The organism is Streptomyces alfalfae (genome assembly GCF_004127445.1).
GTDB classification, from domain to species: domain Bacteria; phylum Actinomycetota; class Actinomycetes; order Streptomycetales; family Streptomycetaceae; genus Streptomyces; species Streptomyces alfalfae.
In genome coordinates, this window is sequence record NZ_QEXM01000040.1 from 165,333 (window position 1) to 183,428 (window position 18,096).

19 protein-coding genes are annotated in these 18,096 nt (G+C 72.0%); 10 read left to right on the forward strand and 9 right to left on the reverse strand.

What is annotated here, in order from left to right; all coding sequences use genetic code 11:
- Nucleotides 1-128 precede the first annotated feature (128 nt).
- Entirely contained in the window at nt 129-773 is a 645-nt protein-coding gene (locus DCW30_RS19155) for an HAD-IA family hydrolase (RefSeq protein ID WP_076684573.1), read from the forward strand.
- Here DCW30_RS19155 and DCW30_RS19160 read toward each other — a convergent pair.
- A complete protein-coding gene (locus DCW30_RS19160; protein WP_076684571.1) occupies nt 755-955 on the reverse strand; it encodes a hypothetical protein in 201 nt (66 codons plus the stop codon). The genes DCW30_RS19155 and DCW30_RS19160 overlap by 19 nt on opposite strands.
- A 146-nt stretch (nt 956-1,101) precedes the next feature.
- Here DCW30_RS19160 and sigJ point away from each other — a divergent pair, with 146 nt between their 5' ends.
- Nucleotides 1,102-2,028: an RNA polymerase sigma factor SigJ gene (gene sigJ, locus DCW30_RS19165; protein ID WP_076688898.1), complete on the forward strand. Its 927-nt coding sequence runs from the start codon at nt 1,102-1,104 to the stop codon at nt 2,026-2,028.
- Between the two features lie 33 nt (nt 2,029-2,061).
- On the opposite strand, the gene DCW30_RS19170 is transcribed toward sigJ, so the two are convergent.
- Both DCW30_RS19170 and DCW30_RS37930 read right to left on the reverse strand, forming a co-directional pair.
- Complete coding sequence (locus tag DCW30_RS19170; protein WP_076688896.1) at nt 2,062-4,122, reverse strand: elongation factor G; 2,061 nt, start codon at nt 4,120-4,122, stop codon at nt 2,062-2,064.
- A gap of 483 nt (nt 4,123-4,605) precedes the next feature.
- Nucleotides 4,606-5,676 carry a CPBP family intramembrane glutamic endopeptidase gene (locus tag DCW30_RS37930; RefSeq protein ID WP_079250006.1) on the reverse strand — a complete coding sequence of 357 codons (1,071 nt, stop codon included), beginning with the start codon at nt 5,674-5,676 and terminating at the stop codon, nt 4,606-4,608.
- 297 nt (nt 5,677-5,973) lie between these two features.
- Here DCW30_RS37930 and DCW30_RS19180 point away from each other — a divergent pair, with 297 nt between their 5' ends.
- Together DCW30_RS19180 and DCW30_RS19185 are read left to right on the forward strand one after the other, a co-directional pair.
- Nucleotides 5,974-6,678 (forward strand): response regulator, encoded by a 705-nt coding sequence (locus DCW30_RS19180; RefSeq protein WP_076688892.1) that lies wholly within the window; start codon nt 5,974-5,976, stop codon nt 6,676-6,678.
- 62 nt (nt 6,679-6,740) lie between these two features.
- Nucleotides 6,741-7,433: a phosphotransferase gene (locus DCW30_RS19185; protein WP_076684568.1), complete on the forward strand. Its 693-nt coding sequence runs from the start codon at nt 6,741-6,743 to the stop codon at nt 7,431-7,433.
- A 194-nt stretch (nt 7,434-7,627) separates the two neighbouring features.
- Here DCW30_RS19185 and sodN read toward each other — a convergent pair whose 3' ends face one another.
- Complete coding sequence (gene sodN / locus DCW30_RS19190; RefSeq protein ID WP_062782141.1) at nt 7,628-8,023, reverse strand: superoxide dismutase, Ni; 396 nt, start codon at nt 8,021-8,023, stop codon at nt 7,628-7,630.
- A gap of 144 nt (nt 8,024-8,167) precedes the next feature.
- On the opposite strand from sodN, the gene sodX reads away from it, so the two are divergent.
- A complete protein-coding gene (gene sodX / locus DCW30_RS19195; protein WP_076684566.1) occupies nt 8,168-8,602 on the forward strand; it encodes a nickel-type superoxide dismutase maturation protease in 435 nt (144 codons plus the stop codon).
- Here sodX and DCW30_RS19200 read toward each other — a convergent pair.
- Nucleotides 8,485-9,135: a CGNR zinc finger domain-containing protein gene (locus DCW30_RS19200; RefSeq protein ID WP_062782138.1), complete on the reverse strand. Its 651-nt coding sequence runs from the start codon at nt 9,133-9,135 to the stop codon at nt 8,485-8,487. The two genes, sodX and DCW30_RS19200, sit on opposite strands and share 118 nt — an antisense overlap.
- Before the next feature lie 91 nt (nt 9,136-9,226).
- Here DCW30_RS19200 and DCW30_RS19205 point away from each other — a divergent pair, with 91 nt between their 5' ends.
- Complete coding sequence (locus tag DCW30_RS19205; RefSeq protein ID WP_076684564.1) at nt 9,227-10,036, forward strand: class I SAM-dependent methyltransferase; 810 nt, start codon at nt 9,227-9,229, stop codon at nt 10,034-10,036.
- 144 nt (nt 10,037-10,180) lie between these two features.
- Here DCW30_RS19205 and DCW30_RS19210 read toward each other — a convergent pair whose 3' ends face one another.
- From DCW30_RS19210 to DCW30_RS19220, 3 genes are all read right to left on the reverse strand, one after another.
- Entirely contained in the window at nt 10,181-10,942 is a 762-nt protein-coding gene (locus DCW30_RS19210) for an amino acid ABC transporter ATP-binding protein (protein ID WP_076684561.1), read from the reverse strand.
- Entirely contained in the window at nt 10,939-11,886 is a 948-nt protein-coding gene (locus DCW30_RS19215; RefSeq protein WP_062782129.1) for an amino acid ABC transporter permease, read from the reverse strand. Before DCW30_RS19215 ends, DCW30_RS19210 begins: the two co-directional genes overlap by 4 nt.
- A gap of 150 nt (nt 11,887-12,036) precedes the next feature.
- The gene (locus DCW30_RS19220) at nt 12,037-12,993 is read right to left on the reverse strand and encodes an ABC transporter substrate-binding protein (protein WP_062782126.1); all 957 of its coding nucleotides are present in this window, start codon (nt 12,991-12,993) and stop codon (nt 12,037-12,039) included.
- A 543-nt stretch (nt 12,994-13,536) separates the two neighbouring features.
- Here DCW30_RS19220 and DCW30_RS19225 point away from each other — a divergent pair.
- The 4 genes from DCW30_RS19225 to DCW30_RS19240 all read left to right on the forward strand — a co-directional run bounded on the left by DCW30_RS19225 (nt 13,537) and on the right by DCW30_RS19240 (nt 16,803).
- Nucleotides 13,537-14,760, forward strand: coding sequence for an NAD(P)-dependent malic enzyme (locus DCW30_RS19225; RefSeq protein ID WP_062782123.1), 1,224 nt, complete (start codon nt 13,537-13,539; stop codon nt 14,758-14,760).
- Between the two features lie 159 nt (nt 14,761-14,919).
- The gene (locus tag DCW30_RS19230) at nt 14,920-15,882 is read left to right on the forward strand and encodes a zinc-binding dehydrogenase (protein WP_076684560.1); all 963 of its coding nucleotides are present in this window, start codon (nt 14,920-14,922) and stop codon (nt 15,880-15,882) included.
- Between the two features lie 106 nt (nt 15,883-15,988).
- Entirely contained in the window at nt 15,989-16,198 is a 210-nt protein-coding gene (locus DCW30_RS19235) for a helix-turn-helix domain-containing protein (protein ID WP_062782117.1), read from the forward strand.
- The gene (locus DCW30_RS19240; RefSeq protein ID WP_076684558.1) at nt 16,198-16,803 is read left to right on the forward strand and encodes a Clp protease N-terminal domain-containing protein; all 606 of its coding nucleotides are present in this window, start codon (nt 16,198-16,200) and stop codon (nt 16,801-16,803) included. The genes DCW30_RS19235 and DCW30_RS19240 overlap by 1 nt, the downstream gene beginning before the upstream one ends.
- 120 nt (nt 16,804-16,923) lie before the next feature.
- Here the strand turns inward: DCW30_RS19240 and DCW30_RS19245 are convergent, their stop codons facing one another.
- Nucleotides 16,924-18,096 (reverse strand): helix-turn-helix transcriptional regulator, encoded by a 1,173-nt coding sequence (locus tag DCW30_RS19245; protein ID WP_076684556.1) that lies wholly within the window; start codon nt 18,094-18,096, stop codon nt 16,924-16,926.

Genomic DNA, 18,096 nt, shown 5'->3' on the forward strand with positions numbered 1-18,096 from the left:
CGACGGCCGGGGCTTCGGCCGAAACGGCCACCGAGAGTTCGGCTGAAGCTGTGGCCAGGCCCTGCGGCAGGGCCCCGCAGGCGCGGTGGCCTCGCCGCCGAGAAGGCCCGTGGTGATAAACACGTCGGATGACGATCCCCGGCCGGGCCTTCGACGCCGTACTGAGCGACCTCGACAACGTGATCCGCTTCTACGACATGGCGGAACTCGAACAGCGGGAGGCCGAGGCGGGCCTGCCGCCGGGCAGCACCGCCGAGGTCGCCTTCGCGCCCGAGAACGACATGCCGCTGATGCGCGGGGAGATCACCAAGGAGCGATGGGTCGAGACGATCGCCCGCGGGCTCGCAGGCCGGGTGCCGCTGGAGCGCGGGCGCGAGCTGGGCAACGTGCTGGCCGAGACCAAGTTCTGGGCCGACGAGACGGTGGTCGGGCTGCTCCGTGACGCCCGTGCGGCCGGGCTGCCGGTGCTGCTCGTGACGAACGCGACGCCCTGGCTGGCCGATGACCTCGCGCTGCTGGGCCTCACCGGCGAGGACGGGCTCTTCGACGCCGTGCTCAGCAGCGCGGACCTCGGCGTCACCAAGCCGGACCCCCGTATCTACCGGGAGGCGGTGCGGCGGGCCGGTGTCGCGGCCGACCGCTGCCTGTTCGTGGACGACCGCCGCGAGAACGTGGACGCGGCGGTGGCCCTCGGCATGCGAGGCCTCCTGTACCGCGAACCCGCCGACCTGGCGGCGGTCCTGGCCCCCGTCGTCTACCCCCGCTCCGCGTGATCATCGAGAACGGTGTCCAGGCGCCGCAGGGCCGCCGTCACCCGCCCGGGGACCGCGAAGAACGGGCCGTCCGGCACCGGCAGCGACCCGGCGAGCGCCAGGCCGCGGGCGCGCGCCCAGGTGGCGCCGTCCATGGCGACCGCCGTCCGGAACGCGTCCCGCGCCCGCGCGGGCAGGAACATCCACCTCGGGATGAGGTCGCAGGCCGGGTCGCGATCCAGGGTTCCCGCTGTGTCCGGAACTCCGTGGGGCCTCTCTTCGTATGTCACGTACGGGTGGGGAAGCTCCGTCACAGCCCATGACGGAACGCGACGGGAGAATGTGGCAGATGGATCAGAACCGTTCGGAACAGGCCGGGCCCTCGGAACAGGCCGCTCTGGCAGCCGTGTTCGAGGAGCACAGGCCGCGTCTCAACGCCGTCGCGTACCGGATGCTCGGCTCGCTCGGGGAGTCGGAGGACGCCGTCCAGGAGGCGTGGCTGAGGCTGAGCCGTTCCGACGTCGCCGAGGTGCGGAACCTGGGCGGCTGGCTCACCACCGTGGTCGGCCGGATCTGCCTGGACCTGCTGCGCTCCCGGCAGTCCCGTCGCGAGGACTCCCTCGACGTCTCCCTGGAGACGCATGTGCCCGACCCGGTCCTGAGCCGCCTGGACACTGTCGACCCCGAGCAGGAGGTGCTGCTCGCCGACTCCGTCGGCCTCGCCCTCCTCGTGGTGCTCGACACCCTCGCGCCCGCCGAGCGCCTGGCGTTCGTGCTGCACGACATGTTCGCCGTGCCGTTCGAGGACATCGCGCCCGTGGTCGAGCGTTCCGCCGCCGCGACCCGGCAGCTCGCCAGCCGGGCGCGGCGCCGCGTGCAGGGTTCCGCCCCGGCTCCGGAGACCGACGTGGCCAAGCAGCGCGAGGTCGTCGACGCCTGGATGGCGGCCACCAGGGCGGGCGACTTCGAGGCGCTGCTGGAGCTCCTCGACCCCGACGTCGTGCTGCGCGCGGACAGCGGCGACCTCGTCTCGGGGCTGTCGAAGCTGGTGCGGGGCGCGGCGTCGGTGGCAGGACAGGCGGCGATGTTCGCGAGCCTCGCCGACGTCCAGACCGTGGTGCTGGTCAACGGCCTGCCCGGCCTCATCGCGGCCCCCGGCGGCAAGGTGTTCTCGGTCGGCGCCTTCACGGTCGTGGACGGCAGGATCACCGAGATCAACATCATCGCCGACCCCGAGCGGCTGCGGCGCCTCGACGCGGAGGCGCTGCTGGCCTGAGCGCGGGGGTCCCGGGCAGCGGCGGGGGCGGGATCAGCAGCCACGGTCATCGCCGCCGCCTCCCCGTCCGCCGTCCCGCCCTCCGCCGTCCGTCCTGCGCACGACCCGCAGCAGGTACTCCTTGCGGTGCAGCGGGTCGTCGTCCGTCCGCGCGCGTGTCGGGGCCGTGCCGCGCACCGGCTCGTAGCGGTCGAAGGCCGACTCCAACTCGCCCTCGCCGCGCGTGAGTCCGGGAAGCCGTAGCTCCAGGGCGTGCACCTGGTCGGCGGGGATGTCGCCCTCCAGGCGGTACGAGTCCCCGCTCGTCGTCGGGCTGTGCGGTACGGCCCGCAGCCGCGAGAGGACCGGCAGCACCGCCCCGAAGGTGTCGGCGGGCAGGACGAGCCTGAAGCGGTGCATCGGCTCGTGCACCACCGTGCCCGCCCGGCGCAGCGCGTCCATCAGGACCAGCGGCGTCAGGTGCCGGAAGTCCCCGGCGGTGCTCGACATGCTCTTGTCGAACGTGCCGTGCGCGTGGCTCTGCCGCGGCCAGTACCCCGAGTGCGTCATCGTGACCGTGCAGTCGGGCACCCGCCAGCCGCGGAGCCCCTGGCCCAGCGTCTCCCTGACGGTCTCCTCGACCGCGCGGAAGAACGCGTACGGCATCGAGCCCAGCTCGACGCCGAGCCGGAACTCCACACCGGCCCCGACCGGCGCGGGCTCGACCCGCAGCCCGACCGTGGCGAGGAACGGGTTCGGGTCCTTGTCGATGAACTCGACCGCCTCACCCGTGCCGGCGACCCGCTCCACGCAGATCGTCGTCGTCTCGCGGAAGGTGACGTCGAGGCCGAAGTCCGCGGCGAGGGTCGCCTGGATGACCTCCTTCTGCACCTCGCCGTAGAGCGAGACGGACACCTCCTGGCGCACGTCGTCCTGCCGCAGGGCGATCAGCGGGTCCTGCTCGGCGAGCTGCGTCAGGGCCAGGTGCAGGGCGCCCCGGTCACCGGCCGCGGCCGGGGCGACGACCGTCTCCAAGGTCGGCGGCGCGAAGAACCGGCCGTCGGCCCCCGTCCCCGTACGCGGTACGCCGAGCACGTCGCCGATCCGCACGTCGGTGAGGCCCCACACCTTGCCGATGCGGCCCGCGGTGATCCGCGTGCCGGGCTCGTCGGCGCCGTGTTCGAAGACGCTGACGGCGGTGACCTTGCCCTCCCTGACGTCCGTGCCGTCACCCGCCGCGATGTCGACGCGGTCCCGCGTGCGGACCGTGCCCGCGAACACGCGTACGTACGCGATCTTCTCCCCTGCCGTGCCGCGCTCGACCTTGAACACGCTGCCGGAGAGCGGAGCCTCGGCATCCCCCGGCTCCGAGGGCAGGAACTCGGCGATGCCGGACGCCAGTTCGCCGACGCCGGCGCCCGTCGTGGCGGAGCCGAAGTAGACGGGGTGGACCAGGGCGCGCCGGGTCTGTTGGGCCAGTTCACGGCGCAGCCGCCCGTAGGTGAGGGAGGCGGGCTCCGTCACGTACGCCGTGAGCAGGTCGTCGTCGTGCCCGGCGAGCAGTTCGGCGAGGCCAGGGGCCGCCGCGGTGAACGGCGCGAAGCGCGCCTCGCGGGTGCCGAGCGCCTCGACCGTGCCCATCGGCGCGACGTCGGGGGTGAGCCGCCGGGCGATGTGCTCCAGGACGCCCTCGTGACGGGCGCCGGCGCGGTCGGCCTTGTTCACGAAGATCAGCGTGGGGATGCGCAGCCGCCGCAGGGTGCGCAGTAGGACGCGGGTCTGCGCCTGGACGCCCTCCACGGCGGAGACCACGAGCACGGCTCCGTCGAGCACGCTCAGGACCCGCTCCACCTCGGCGATGAAGTCCGGGTGCCCGGGGGTGTCGATCAGGTTGACCGTGACGTCGCCGCCCGTGGCCTCGGGGGCGTCGACGACGAAGGAGACGACCGCGGACTTGATCGTGATGCCGCGCTGCCGCTCCAGGGCGAGCGAGTCGGTGAGGGTGCTGCCGTCGTCGACGCGGCCGACCTCGTCGATCACGCCCGCGCGGTGCAGGAGCCGCTCGGTGAGGCTGGTCTTGCCCGCGTCGATGTGGGCGAGGATACCGAGGTTCAGATACCTCGTGCCGGGTCCGGCGGCCGGCTTCGGGTCAGCCTTGGCTTCGGTCCTCGGATTCGGGGTCGGAGCAGGTGAATGCGATGGCACGTAGCGTCATGTCCTTAGAAGAGGGGGTGTTTCCTTCCGGGTGGGACATGCGCGAACGCCGCATTTCTTCTCCTTGGTGATACTTGGCGGTGCTTGGTGAGGTCGGGTGACGCTGGGTGGGCTCTGGCGGCGCTGGTGGCGGTGGGGGACCTGGCGCCCTTGGTGAGGCACGCGTGGGCCGCGTCGGCTGCCCGCCGGTTCCGTGTTCCGTGCTTCGTGCCCCGTCAGTGGAGCAGGGCGCCGCCACTCGCGGCAACCGATTAAGGGCGGGGGCCGGGCACTCGCGAGGTCACCCCCGCGGGCCCGTCGGTCCCTCGGCCGGCGTCGCCGAGCGCGCCCGCGGCCACCGCGTCCTGCGCAGTCGCGGGGCGACTGCCGTGCGGGGCCCCCGCTTCAGCGGTCGTCGCCGTCGTCGGCGGTCCTTCCCGTCCCCACCGCTTCGACCTTCCGGCGCCCGGCCCACCACAGCACGAGCGCCGCGTAGCCGCAGATCATCACGACGTCCACGCAGACCGACACCGCGTCCATGTCGGCGGCCGTCTCGTCGGAGGCGAGCGCTCCGGCGATGGCGGCCGACAGGCCCATGGCGAGGAGGTTGCTGATCACGTGCAGTCCGATGGCGGCCTCAAGACCACCCGTACGCAGCGTCAGAACGCCCGTGACCAGCGCGAACACCACCAGGTCCAGGAACCCCCACGGAGTGCCCCAGCCATGGGCCGCCGCGAACAGCGGCGCCTGCGGCAGGATCGCCACCCACGGCGAGCGGCACCAGGCGCCGACCGCCTGGGTGAGCCAGCCCCGGAACACGTACTCCTCGGCCGCCGCCTGGAACGGCACCAGCACGCAGACCATCGCGAGGCCGAGCAGGAAGTCGGGGAGGCCCGCCCAGACCATGTCGTCCGTGCCGTCCCCCGAGGCTCCGGGGAGCAGCAGCATGACCCCGAGCGACGCGGCGACCAGCGGCAGCGCCAGGAGCAGACAGCGCACCAGCCAGTCCCAGCGCAGCCGCCCGACCACCGAGGACACCGTCCCGCCCGGACGCCGCTGGACCCAGCGGGCGGCGAGGAACACCACCGGCAGCAGCAGGGCCAGGGAGAGCAGGCCCTGTGCCATCTGCCCGATGCCGCCCCAGACGCGCAACCCGTCCTTGTCCACGGGCTTGCCGAGGGCCGCGCCCGCGATCTCCGCGCCGAGCAGCACGAGCAGCGCGGCGGCGACCGCGCCACCCAGCACCAGCGCGGTCCCGGCCACCGGCCGCCACCAGCGGTGCCTGCCGGTGACCAGGGCGAGACGGTGGTAGGGGAGCGGCGGTGACACGTACGGGGGTTCGGGCTCGTACGGATACGGGGCGTACGGCGGGTACGGTCCGGCGGGCGGGGCCGCCCAGGGGTCCGACGGCGTGGAGGCGGCGGGCGGGGCCGCCCAAGGGTCCGACGGTGTGGAGGGGGAGTGCGGGGACGTCATGCGTCCAGGATTCCGGCGGCCCGGCCTTCGCGCGTCGGCCGCTCGTACCATCATCGTCTCCGACTTGGGGCAGACGTGGGGACCTGGACATGCCGTTCTCGGGCACCGGGGCGCGGACGGCGGGCCGTTCGGCTGACGGCTCGGCGACCTGGGACGCGTAGGCCGTCCGTATCATCGAAGGCTGCGGGGGCCGCTTCATCGAGGGGCCGCTGCGCGGCGCCGCCAGGGAAGCGGCTCGGCGGCAGCCCGTCGTCCCCTGACGCCCCGACGCGCCCGTCCCCCTCCAGGAGCCCAGCCATCAGCACCGACACCCCATCAGGCGGCCCCGGCGGACCCCGGGCCACCCGTGTCCTGGTCGTCGACGACCAGGCCATCGTCCGGGCCGGGTTCGCCGCGGTCGTCGACGCCGAGCCGGACCTCGACGTGGTCGGGGAGGCCGGGGACGGTGCGGAGGCCGTGCGGCTCGCCGCCGAGCTGCGCCCCGACGTGGTCCTCATGGACATCCGCATGCCGGGGATGGACGGCCTGACGGCGACCCGGCTGCTCATGGGCGGGCCCGAGCCCGTACCGCGTGTCCTCGTGCTGACCACCTTCGACCAGGACGCCTACGTGCACGACGCCCTGCGCGCCGGGGCCTCCGGGTTCCTGCTGAAGGACGCCCTTCCGCAGGACCTCCTGGCGGGCATCCGGGTCGTCGCCTCGGGCGAGGCGATGCTCGCGCCCACCGTCACGCGCCGCCTGATCGACGCCTTCGCCGACACCGCGCCCGCCCCGGACCCCGCCCTCCTGGAAACCCTGACGCCCCGCGAGGGCGAGGTGCTGGCCCTGGTCGCCGCGGGCCACACCAACGCGGAGATCGCAGAGGCGCTGGGCGTCACCACCGGCACGGTGAAGTCGCACGTCAACGCCCTGCTCGGCAAGCTGGACCTGCGGGACCGGGTCCAGGCGACGATCCTCGCGTACGACGTCGGGCTCGCACGGCCCCGGCGAGCGGCGGGCTAGCCGGCGGGGCGGCGGGACACACCGCCCTGCCGGGAGGGCGGCCGCAAGGCAGACTGCACCGCATGGAGTTGATCGCGCGGGGACGGTCCGCCGATGTGTACGCCCTGGACGACTCCAGGGTGCTGCGGCGATACCGGCACGGGGGATGCACCGGTCTGGAGTCACGCCTGATGACGCATCTGGCGGCATGTGGGTATCCGGTGCCGCGGGTGTACGAGGCCACCGGCGCCGACATGGTCCTTGAGCGGCTGGCCGGGCCGACGATGCTGGATGAACTGGTCCGGCGCCCGTGGCGGGTGAGTTCTCTCGGCCGGGAGCTGGGCCGCCTGCACGACCGGCTGCACGCGCTGCCGGCACCGGAGTGGCTGCCCCAGCGGTTCAGCACGACAGATGACGACCGGGTGCTGCACATGGACCTGCACCCGGGCAACGTCATCCTGACCGGGCGGGGCCCGGTAGTGATCGACTGGTGCAACGCGGGAGCCGGGGATCCGGCTGCCGATGTGGCGATGACCATGGTGACCGTGGGCAGCGCGGACGTGCCGGGACTCGCCGCCCGTTTCGGACGGGGGCTGTTGCTGCGCGGTATACGCGGCGGCTGCCGGACCGACCCGGCAGGACGGATGCGGGAGGCCGCCCGGGCGAAACTGGGGGACCCGCACCTGACGCCCGCGGAGGCGGCGTGGCTGCGGCGGCACGCCCACGGCGGTGGGGGGCCCGGCGGGGGCCGCCGGGCGGACCGGTCAGGAGGCTGATCCGCGGCGGCGCGGGCGCGGCCCGCGAGACCCGACAGCCGGCCCCGCCCCGCCCTCGGCCGTCGACGGCGTGGCCGTGGAAGAAGACCGCACCCGGACCGTCATGGACGCCGTGCTCGGCGGGCTGCGGGCCGGGTGCGGGCAGGTAGGCAGCCAGACCCGCGAGAGTGCGGGTCAGGCCGCCTGGCCAGAGATCAGGCCTTCTTCGTCTCCCAGAAGATCTTGTCGATCTGGGCGATGTAGTCCAGCGCCTTCTGGCCCGTCGCCGGGTCCGTCGACGCCTTGGCGGCCGAGAGGGCCTTCAGGGTGTCGTTGACCAGCTGGTGCAGCTCCGGGTACTTCTCGAAGTGCGGGGGCTTGAAGTAGTCGCTCCAGAGCACCGACACGTGGTGCTTGGCGAGCTCGGCACGCTGCTCCTTGATGACCGTGGCGCGCGCCTGGTAGTGCGCGTCGTCGTTGCCGGCCATCTTCTCCTGCACGGCCTTGACCGACTCGGCCTCGATCCGGGCCTGGGCGGGGTCGTACACGCCGCAGGGCAGGTCGCAGTGCGCGCTGACCTTTACCGTGGGGGCAAACAGGCGGGAAAGCATGGAGCGGTCCTCCTCGTGATCGTCTTCTCAGGTGGGACATTACTCCGTGAGAGGCCGGATTTCGCGAGTGCCCCCATGGGCTTAGGACGAAAGTCCAGGGTCAGACTGGGACTGGTGGACGATGGGACCGGGGAGGTGCCGGCGATGCCGGAGCTGTCGCAGGAGACCGGACGTGGGAGGGCCGCCCTGCCGTGGGGCGCGGCCGAGGTGACGGGCCCCTCGATGGTGCCCACGCTGCGCCACGGGGACCGGCTGCTCGTGCGGTGGGGCGCACGCGTCCGCCCGGGTGACGTGGTGATCCTGCGTCATCCGTTCCAGCAGGACCTGCTGGTCGTCAAGCGGGCCAAGGAGCGCCGTGAGGGCGGCTGGTGGGTGCGCGGCGACAACACGTTCGCGGGCGGTGACAGCACCGACTACGGGGTGGTCCCCGAGGACCTCGTCCTCGGAAAGGTGTGGTTCCGCTACCGCCCGCCCACGCCGGGGCGCCGCTCACCGCTCGCGCTGGTGCGCTGGACGGTCTCGGCGGTGCGTCCCGTGCTCGCCGAGCGCTCGGTCTCCAGGCGCTTGCGGGCGCGGTAGGCGGCGACGTTGGCCCGGGTCGCGCAGCGGTCCGAGCAGTAGCGCCGGGAGCGGTTGGTCGAGGTGTCGAGATAGGCGTTGCGGCACGGCGCCGCCTCGCACAGTCCGAGGCGCTCCACGCCGTGCTCCGTGAGGTGGAAGGCGAGGCCCATCGCGGCGATCGCCGCGTACCCGGCGGTGGCGTTCGAGGGGTGGTCCGCCAGGTGCATGTGCCACAGCGGGCGCCCGTCGTCGTCCCTGTGGTCGTGCCCGGAGATCTGCGGGCTGACGGGGAACTCCAGGAGCAGGGAGTTCAGCAGGTCGACCGCGAGCGTCTCGTCGCCGCCGTCCGCCGCCTCGAACACCGCGCGCAGCCGCGCCCGGACCGACCGGAAGCGCGTGACGTCCGCGTCCGTGGCGCGGCGGGCCATCTGCGTGCTCGGCCCGAACAGCTCCCTGATCACTTCGACCGAGGTGAGCGTGTCCTTGTTGCGGCCCGGCTCCTCGCTGTTGACCAGGCGTACGGCGTAGTCCGAGTAATAGGCCAGTTCCACTTGTAGTCCTTACGAGGGCGGGCTATGGTCGACTCGTCGGCAAGTAATAGCCGTCTGCGGTACCAGGGTATTACGGAGCGGAGGGGTTTCGATGACGGAGACCGGTACGGAGACCGGTACGGGGACTGGTTCGGGGACGGGGACCGGCGCCGGGCCCGGCACCGACTGGCGCGCCTGGCAGGACAGCTGGGACCGGCAGCAGCAGTGGTACCTGCCCGACCGCGAGGAGCGGTTCACGATCATGCTCGACATGGTCGAGGCCGTGGTCGGGACCGCACCGCGCGTCCTGGATCTCGCGTGCGGTACGGGAAGTATTACGGACCGGCTGCTCAAGAGGTTCCCCGAAGCCACCAGCGTCGGCGTCGACCTCGACCCCGCGCTGCTGACCATCGCCGAGGGCACGTTCGCCGGGGACGAGAGGGTCACCTTCGTCACCGCGGACCTCAAGGACCCCGACTGGGCCGCCGCGCTCCCGCACGACAGCTACGACGCCGTGCTCACCGCGACCGCCCTGCACTGGCTCTACAGCGAACCGCTCGCGGCGCTGTACGGGCAGGTCGCCGGGCTCGTACGGGACGGCGGCGTCTTCATGAACGCCGACCACATGCCCGACCCGGCCACCCCGCGGCTGAACGCCGCCGAGAGCGCGTACCGCCACCGGCGGATGGACCGCGCCAAGGCCGAGGGCGTCCTGGACTGGAAGGAGTGGTGGCAGCTCGCCGCCCAGGACCCGGTCCTCGCCGGGCCCACCGCCAAGCGGTTCGAGATCTACGGGGAGCACGCGGACGGGGACATGCCTTCGGTCGAGTGGCACGCGCGGACGCTGCGCGAGGCCGGGTTCGCCGAGGCCCGTCCTGTGTGGGCCTCGCCCTCCGACGCGGTGGTCCTGGGTCTGAAGTAGCCGTCCACGGCGAGGGGCGGTACGGATCACCGATCCGTACCGCCCCTTTCGCGCGTTCTCACGTGCGGGTCCGCCGCCGTGGTCGCTCGCGCGGTTCCCCGCGTCCCCTGCGGGGAGCGGTTGCAACACCTGCGACAGGAACGGCTACAGCACCTTCGACAGGAACGACTGCGTGCGCTCCTGCCGCGGGTTCGTCAGGACGTCCCGGGGGTGGCCCGATTCGACCACCACGCCCTCGTCCATGAAGACGAGGCTGTCGCCGACCTCGCGCGCGAAGCCCATCTCGTGCGTGACGACGACCATCGTCATGCCGGATTCCGCGAGGTCGCGCATCACGTCGAGGACGTCGCCGACCAGCTCGGGGTCGAGCGCCGACGTCGGCTCGTCGAACAGCATCAGCTTCGGGTCCATCGCGAGCGCGCGGGCGATCGCCACGCGCTGCTGCTGGCCGCCGGAGAGCTGCGAGGGGTAGTTGCCCGCCTTGTCGGCGAGGCCCACGCGGTCGAGGAGCTGCCCGGCGCGCTCCCGGGCCTCGGCCTTGGCGACGCCCTTGACCTGGACCGGCGCCTCCATGACGTTCTCCAGCGCCGTCATGTGCGGAAAGAGGTTGAAGCGCTGGAAGACCATGCCGATGTCGCGGCGCTTGAGGGCGACTTCGCTGTCCTTGAGCTCGTACAGCTTGTCCCCCTTCTGCCGGTAGCCGACCAGGTCGCCGTCGACGTAGAGACGGCCGGCGTTGATCTTCTCCAGGTGGTTGATGCAGCGCAGGAACGTCGACTTGCCGGAGCCCGAGGGGCCGATGAGGCAGAAGACCTCACCGGTCTCGACCTCCAGGTCGATGCCCTTGAGCACCTCTACGTTGCCGAACGACTTGTGGACGTTCTCGGCCGTCACCATGGCGGTCATTGGGGCACACCTCCCGTGCCGCGGTTGCTCAGCGACAGCATGTTGGCCTTGATCTTCTGGAAGGGAGTGGCCGGCAGTGAGCGCGACGAACCGCGCGCGTAGTACCGCTCCAGGTAGAACTGCCCGACGCTGAGGACCGACGTCATGATCAGGTACCAGCAGGCGGCGAGCAGCAGCGCCTCCACGGTCGCGCCCGACGAGGTGCCGATGTCCTGCGCGTACTTGAGGAGCTCGTAGTACTGGACGGCGGCGACCAGCGACGTCGTCTTCAGCATGTTGATGAACTCGTTGCCCGTCGGCGGCACGACCACGCGCATCGCCTGCGGCAGGACCACGCGGCGCAGCGTCTTGTTGTGGCTCATGCCGAGCGCGTGCGCCGCCTCGGTCTGGCCCTCGTCGACCGAGAGCAGACCGGCACGGCAGATCTCCGCCATGTACGCGGCCTCGTTGAGGCCGAGGCCGAGCAGTGCCGTCAGGAACGGCGTCATGAAGTCCGACCACTCGTCCTTGTAGACGGGGCCGAGGTTCACGTAGTCGAAGACGAAGCCGAGGTTGAACCAGACGAAGAGCTGGACCAGCACCGGCGTTCCGCGGAAGAACCAGATGTAGAACCAGGCGATCGACGAGGTCACCGGGTTCTTCGACAGGCGCATCACGGCGAGGACGACGCCGCCGACGACGCCGATGAGCATCGAGAGGAACGTCAGGATCAGGGTCTCGCGGACGCCCCGGAGAATGCGGTCGTCGAAGAAGTTGTCGGGGATCGCGCCCCAGTTGATGTCGCCCTGCGAGAAGGCGTAGACGATCGTGGCGAGGACGCCGATCGCGAGGACCGCGGCGACGTAGCGGCCGAAGTGGCGGACCGGGATGGCCTTGATGGCCTCCGCCGGTCGCACCTTCGGGACGTCGTCCCCGGGGCCCTTCTTGGAGATGTCGGTGGTCACGTCAGTGGCCTTTCAGCGACTGGTTGCGGCGACTGGTTGCAGCGGTCATACAGCGATCACGTACAGCGGTCAGGGGGGGGCGACCCGCTGAGGTGATCGGTTGCGGTGATCCGTTGCGGTGACCAGTCGCGGCGACTGGGAGGGACTCGGTCACTTGCCGCCGTTGACGGCGGCCTTCTCGACCGCGCCGTCCTTGACACCCCACTTCGCGATGATCTTGCCGTACTCGCCGTTCTTGATGATCGCGTCGAGCGCGGCCTTGAGCGCGTCGCGCAGCTCCGGGTTCTCCTTCGACACGGCGATGCCGTACGGGGCCGCCTCGACCTGCTCGCCGACCAGCTCGAAGTCCTTGCCGCCGCCCGAGGTCTTCACCGCGTACGCGGCGACGGGGAAGTCCGACGAACCGGCGTCGGCGCCGCCGGAGCGCAGCCGGGCCTGGGCCTGCTGGTCGTTGTCGAACTGCTCGATCGAGATCTTCTTGCCGCCCTCGCACTTCTTCGACTCGGCCTTGGCCAGGTCGTGCGAGACGGTGCCGCGCTGGACCACGATCTTCTTGCCGCAGAGGTCCGCCCAGGTCTTGATCCCCTGGTCGTCGCCCTTCTTGGTGTAGATCGAGACGCCGGCGGTGAAGTAGTCGACGAAGTCGACGCCGCTGCCCACCTTCTTGCCGGTCTCCTCGTCGATGCCCTCCTGGCGGTTCTTGGTGTCCGTCATGGCCGACATCGCGATCTGGTAGCGCTTGGAGCGCAGACCGCCGAGGAGGGTGTCGAACGTGCCGTTCTCGAACTCGAACTCCACGCCGAGCTGCTTGCCGAGCGCCTCGCCCAGGTCCGGGTCGATGCCGACGGTCTTGCCGGACTTGTCCTTGAACTCGACCGGCGGGTAGGCGATGTCGGACCCGACCTTGATGACGCCCTTGTCGCGTATGTCCTTGGGGAGCTTGTCGGCGAGCGGAGCGTTGCTGACCGAGTCGCTGCTCTTGTCCTTGGTCTGGTCGCCGCAGCCGGACAGCAGCAGCGTGCCGGCGACCGCGATCGCGCCGACCGTCGCGATCCGGGACTTCGCGGACTTCGCTGCGGTCTTACGACAAAGGGAGCTTGCGGTCATGGTGGGTCCTCCGGCGGATGAGGGAGTTGCGGCGGATGAGGGGGTTGCCGATGAGTCGGGCACACACCTTCGGGTGTCGCGACCTCGTGTGATGACGGCATCTTGCCATTCGGACCGTCCGATTCTGGGTGCTCGCGATGTCAAAATCGGATAACGGGAAGAGTCCGAATCCCAACAGGCCGGTGCAGCGGGGATGAAAAGACCGCGGAGCGAATGAGCGCCAACCGGCCGATAAGCGGTGAATCTCGCCATGTGGACTTCGTGCGGGCGTGATTCCGGTCAATTGGGACGCTTAATATGGCGGCTTCCGGCCTCCGAGCCCCTCTTCGCCGGGCTGCAACCAATGTCACTCGCCCCTGCCCGCCGCTGTCAGGTAGAAAGAGTGGTTACACCCCTCATCCGGGGCTCAGGGCGCGTGTGCGGCGCGCCCGCGTGTCCGTACCTCCCCCCGCCGACAGGCAGGGAACGGACGCGGTGCCCGCCCGCTTCTCAACCAGGAGCGGACACCCTCAACGAATGATTAAGACTTAAGGGGTCAGACAAGTGGCAGCGGAGATCGTCAATCCTCGCAGCGACAGCAGTACGGATCACGAGGGCCCCGCGGGTGCTGCGGAACCCTTCGATCCGGCGTTTGCGCTGCACCGTGGCGGCAAGATGGCCGTGCAGGCCACCGTGCCGGTCCGCGACAAGGACGACCTGTCCCTCGCGTACACGCCCGGCGTCGCCAAGGTGTGCAGCGCCATCGCCGAGCAGCCGGAGCTCGTCAACGACTACACGTGGAAGTCGAACGTGGTCGCCGTCGTGACCGACGGGACCGCCGTGCTCGGCCTCGGGGACATCGGGGCCGAGGCCTCCCTCCCCGTCATGGAGGGCAAGGCCATCCTCTTCAAGCAGTTCGGCGGCGTGGACGCGGTGCCGATCGCGCTCGCGACCACCGACGCCGACGAGATCGTCGAGACCGTGGTGCGGCTCGCCCCGTCCTTCGGCGGCGTGAACCTGGAGGACATCTCGGCGCCCCGGTGCTTCGAGATCGAGCGCAAGCTCCAGGAGCGGCTCGACATCCCGGTCTTCCACGACGACCAGCACGGCACGGCCGTGGTGACGCTGGCCGCGCTGCGCAACGCGGCGAAGCTGACCGGGCGCACGCTCGGCGACCTGCGCGCCGTGATCTCCGGGGCCGGCGCCGCCGGTGTCGCCATCGCCAAGTTCCTCCTGGAGGCGGGGCTCGGCGACGTGGCGGTCGCGGACCGCAAGGGCGTCGTGAGCCGGGACCGAGAGGACCTCACCCCGGTCAAGCGGGAGCTGGCCGAGCTCACGAACAAGGCCGGGCTGAGCGGCTCCCTGGAGTCCGCGCTCGCCGGGGCCGACGTGTTCATCGGCGTCTCGGGCGGCACCGTCCCCGAGGCGGCCGTCGCGTCCATGGCCCCCGACGCCTTCGTCTTCGCCATGGCCAACCCGAACCCGGAGGTCCACCCCGACGTCGCGCACAAGTACGCGGCCGTGGTGGCGACCGGCCGGTCGGACTACCCCAACCAGATCAACAACGTGCTCGCCTTCCCCGGCATCTTCGCCGGCGCCCTCCAGGTCCGCGCCTCGCGGATCACCGAGGGCATGAAGATCGCCGCCGCCGACGCCCTCGCGGCCGTCGTGGGGGACGAGCTCGCCGCGGAGTACGTGATCCCGTCGCCGTTCGACGAGCGGGTCGCCCCGGCCGTGACGGCCGCCGTCGCCGCCGCCGCCCGCGCGGAGGGCGTCGCCCGCCGCTGAGCGCCCCCGCAGCGCCGTCCGCGCCCCCTGCCGTGGTCCTCGCGGCGGGGGGCGCGGCGCGTCCGGGCGCCACGGTGATGCCGTACGAGGTGCAGCGCGGCGCGTGTCACAGTCGTACGAGGTTCCGCCGTGGCCCGGCGGCGGCCTAGGGTCGGCGGCATGTTCGCTGCCTATGCCGCCCGAATCGACCGTGACCAGCCGCTCTCCGGCCTGGAGTTGGGGGAGCGCCCGGCCCCCGAGCCCCGCCCCGGCTGGTCGACCGTGAACGTCCGAGCCGCCTCCCTCAACCACCACGACCTCTGGTCGCTGCGCGGGGTCGGACTCGGCGAGGAGAAGCTGCCGATGATCCTCGGCTGCGACGCCGCCGGGATCGACGAGGACGGCAACGAGGTCGTCCTGCACTCCGTCGTCGGCCAGTCCGGGCACGGGGTCGGCCCGCGGGAGAGCCGCTCCATCCTGACGGAGAAGTACCAGGGGACGTTCGCCGAGCAGGTCGCCGTCCCCACCTGGAACGTGCTGCCCAAGCCCAAGGAACTCTCCTTCGCGGAGGCGGCCTGCCTGCCGACCGCGTGGCTCACCGCCTACCGGATGCTGTTCACCAACGCCGGCGTACGGCCCGGTGACTCGGTCCTCGTGCAGGGCGCGGGCGGCGGTGTCGCCACGGCCGCGATCGTGCTCGGCAAGGCGGCGGGCCTGCGGGTCTTCGCCACGAGCCGCGACGAGGCCAAGCGGAAGCGGGCCCTTGAGCTGGGCGCGGTCGAGGCGGTCGAGTCGGGCGCGCGGCTGCCCGAGCGGGTGGACGCGGTGATCGAGACGGTCGGCGCGGCGACGTGGTCCCACTCGGTGAAGTCCCTGAAGCCCGGCGGCACGCTGGTCATCTCGGGGGCCACGAGCGGTGACCGGCCCTCGCACGCGGAGCTCACCCGGATCTTCTTCCTGGAACTGAGGATCGTCGGCTCGACGATGGGCGCCAAGGACGAACTGGAGGACCTCCTCGCCTTCTGCGCGGCCACGGGGGTGCGCCCTGTGATCGACGAGGTGCTGCCCCTCGACCGGGCGCGCGAGGGCTTCGAACGCCTCGCCTCCGGTGACCTCTTCGGCAAGATCGTCCTGGAGGTCTGAGAACCGCCCCTCATCACCGCCCCCCTGGGGTCCCTTCTCCTCCCGCACCGCCCCTTCGTGTCAACTATGGTTGACGGAGGGGTGATGTCAACGTAGGTTGACGTGTATGAGCAGAGCAACGGATCTCGCCGAGCGTGCGGGCGATCGCGACCCCCGGGTAGGACTGCGGGCCGTGACCGCGCTGCGGAAGCTGGTGGAGCAGTTGGAGGCCGTGCAGGTGCGCAGTGCGCGCGGGCAGGGCTGGTCGTGGCAGGAGATCGCCGCGGAACTCGGAGTGAGCAGGCAGGCCGTCCACAAGAAGTACGGGAGGCAGTGATGTTCGAGCGGTTCACCGAAGACGCCCGCGCCGCAGTGCTCGGCGCGGTGGAACAGGCGGAGCGGGCGGGGGCGGCGGCGGTCGACGACGGCCATATGCTCCTCGCCCTGCTGGCACAGTCGGCCGAGGGGACCGGCAGCCGTGCCGCCTTCGCGCTGACGGCGCTGGGGGCCGTGGACCGGCGGGAGTCGATCGCGGCGGCCCTCGCCGAGGCGCGGCGCAGGGGAGGTCTCTCCCAGGCCGACACCGAGGCGCTGGCCGGGCTCGGCATCGACGTCGACGAGATCGTCTCCCGGGTCGAGGAGGCGCACGGCGCCGGAGTGCTCGCCGGTGCGGGCCGGCGGGGGAGCGGGGCCGGGGGTGCGCGGCGGGGCCGGGGCCTCCGCGCCTGGGCGAGCCACCTGCCGTTCACACGCGACGCCAAGGATGTGCTCACGAAGTCCCTTCGGATGGCCATGGCCCGCCGCGACCGCTCCATCGGCGCCCACCACCTTCTCCTCGCCCTCACGGCCCGCCCCGGGGCGACCTCCGAGACCCTGGCGGAACACGGGGTCACCTACGGGGAACTGGAGCGGGTGCTGTTCGCCGGGGGTGGCGAGGGCTAGGCGGCGGCCGGGGCTGCGCCCCCCCGGGCCGGGAGCTTCGGTGGCTGACCCTCCCCGGCCGGGAGCTTCGGCGTCCGTCCGCCCTGCCCCCGGCTTCGCGCCTCGGTCGACCGGGCCCCGTCAGGGCTTCGGCGTGCGCAGGGCCGCTCCGATGTGGGCCGCCGCGGTGCTCAGATGGCGGCGGGCGTCGCGGAACTGGTCGCTCGTCACGCCGTGGTCCCGCGCCGCGTCACGGATGTCGTCCCGGAAGCGGTCCAGGAGCCGGTCCAGGTCGCGGGCGGGGTCGCCGGTCGGGTCCTCCTTGGCCCAGTCGGGGAGATAGCCCACCGGCACGTCATCGGGAGCCGTGCTGAACGCGGCCTCGGCCTCGCGTCCCGCATCGGGCGTGGGTCCTGCCTCAGCCTCGGGTCCCGCATCGGTCGGTGCGGCGCTCGCGGTGTCCTTCGGCTCGGCCGGGTCCCGCGTGGCGTCGGCGTCCTTGGGCTCGGAGCGTGAGCCGGACGTGCGGGACCCCGGCCAGACGCCGAACTCCTTGCCCAGATCCATGCCGAACTGGCCGAACTCCTTGGCCAGCTTCGTCAGGCCCTCCTCGACGCCCGTCGGCCACTCCTCGCGGGGATAGTGGCCCTCGACCTGCTCGCGGATGCGCCGCGCGATGCGCTGGACCTCCTCCTGGGCCAGGGTCCGCGCCCGGTCCTGGGCCTCCTTGGCCTCGCGGCGCGCCCGCTGGGCCTCGTCACGGGCCCGGCGGCTCTCGTCCTTGGCCCGCCGCGCCTGCTCCTTCCACTCCTGCTTGGCGCGCTTGAACTCCTCCTTGGCCTGCTGCCAGCCGTCCTTGTCGCCCCAGGCGGCGTCGAGGAAGTCGGACGCGTCGGGGAAGGCGCCCGCCGCCGCCCCGCTCGCGCCGCGCGCCTCCTTGGCGGCCGCCCGCATCTCGCGGCGCAGGTCTCCCGCCACACCCTGGACGCCGTCCCGGATCTCCGCGGCCAGTTCGGCGACCGACTCGCGGATCTCCAGCTCCAGGTCGGCCAGCTCGCCGCTGCGCGCGGCCAGCTCGGCGCGGCCCGCGTCCGTGATGGCGTACACCTTTCTGCCGCCCTCGGTGGTGTGTCTGACCAGGCCCTCGGCCTCCAGCTTCGCCAGGCGGGGGTAGACGGTGCCGGCCGAAGGCGCGTACAGCCCGTGGAAGCGCTCCTCCAGGAGGCGGATCACCTCGTAACCATGGCGGGGGGCCTCGTCCAGCAGCTTGAGCAGGTACAGGCGCAGGCGGCCGTGGGCGAACACGGGAGGCAT

Bases quoted from the DNA above. Each gene is read 5' to 3' on its own strand.
- DCW30_RS19235 (WP_062782117.1), top strand. From the start codon at position 15,989: ATGAGCAGAGCAACGGATCTCGCCGAGCGTGCGGGCGATCGCGACCCC.
- DCW30_RS19210 (WP_076684561.1), bottom strand. From the start codon at position 10,942: ATGACCGCCATGGTGACGGCCGAGAACGTCCACAAGTCGTTCGGCAAC.
- DCW30_RS19220 (WP_062782126.1), bottom strand. From the start codon at position 12,993: ATGACCGCAAGCTCCCTTTGTCGTAAGACCGCAGCGAAGTCCGCGAAG.
- DCW30_RS19160 (WP_076684571.1), bottom strand. From the start codon at position 955: ATGTTCCTGCCCGCGCGGGCGCGGGACGCGTTCCGGACGGCGGTCGCC.
- DCW30_RS19245 (WP_076684556.1), bottom strand. From the start codon at position 18,096: ATGCCTCCCGTGTTCGCCCACGGCCGCCTGCGCCTGTACCTGCTCAAG.
- DCW30_RS19205 (WP_076684564.1), top strand. From the start codon at position 9,227: ATGACGGAGACCGGTACGGAGACCGGTACGGGGACTGGTTCGGGGACG.
- DCW30_RS19155 (WP_076684573.1), top strand. From the start codon at position 129: ATGACGATCCCCGGCCGGGCCTTCGACGCCGTACTGAGCGACCTCGAC.
- sodX (WP_076684566.1), top strand. From the start codon at position 8,168: ATGCCGGAGCTGTCGCAGGAGACCGGACGTGGGAGGGCCGCCCTGCCG.
- DCW30_RS19185 (WP_076684568.1), top strand. From the start codon at position 6,741: ATGGAGTTGATCGCGCGGGGACGGTCCGCCGATGTGTACGCCCTGGAC.
- sodN (WP_062782141.1), bottom strand. From the start codon at position 8,023: ATGCTTTCCCGCCTGTTTGCCCCCACGGTAAAGGTCAGCGCGCACTGC.
- DCW30_RS37930 (WP_079250006.1), bottom strand. From the start codon at position 5,676: ATGACGTCCCCGCACTCCCCCTCCACACCGTCGGACCCTTGGGCGGCC.
- DCW30_RS19230 (WP_076684560.1), top strand. From the start codon at position 14,920: ATGTTCGCTGCCTATGCCGCCCGAATCGACCGTGACCAGCCGCTCTCC.
- DCW30_RS19240 (WP_076684558.1), top strand. From the start codon at position 16,198: ATGTTCGAGCGGTTCACCGAAGACGCCCGCGCCGCAGTGCTCGGCGCG.
- sigJ (WP_076688898.1), top strand. From the start codon at position 1,102: ATGGATCAGAACCGTTCGGAACAGGCCGGGCCCTCGGAACAGGCCGCT.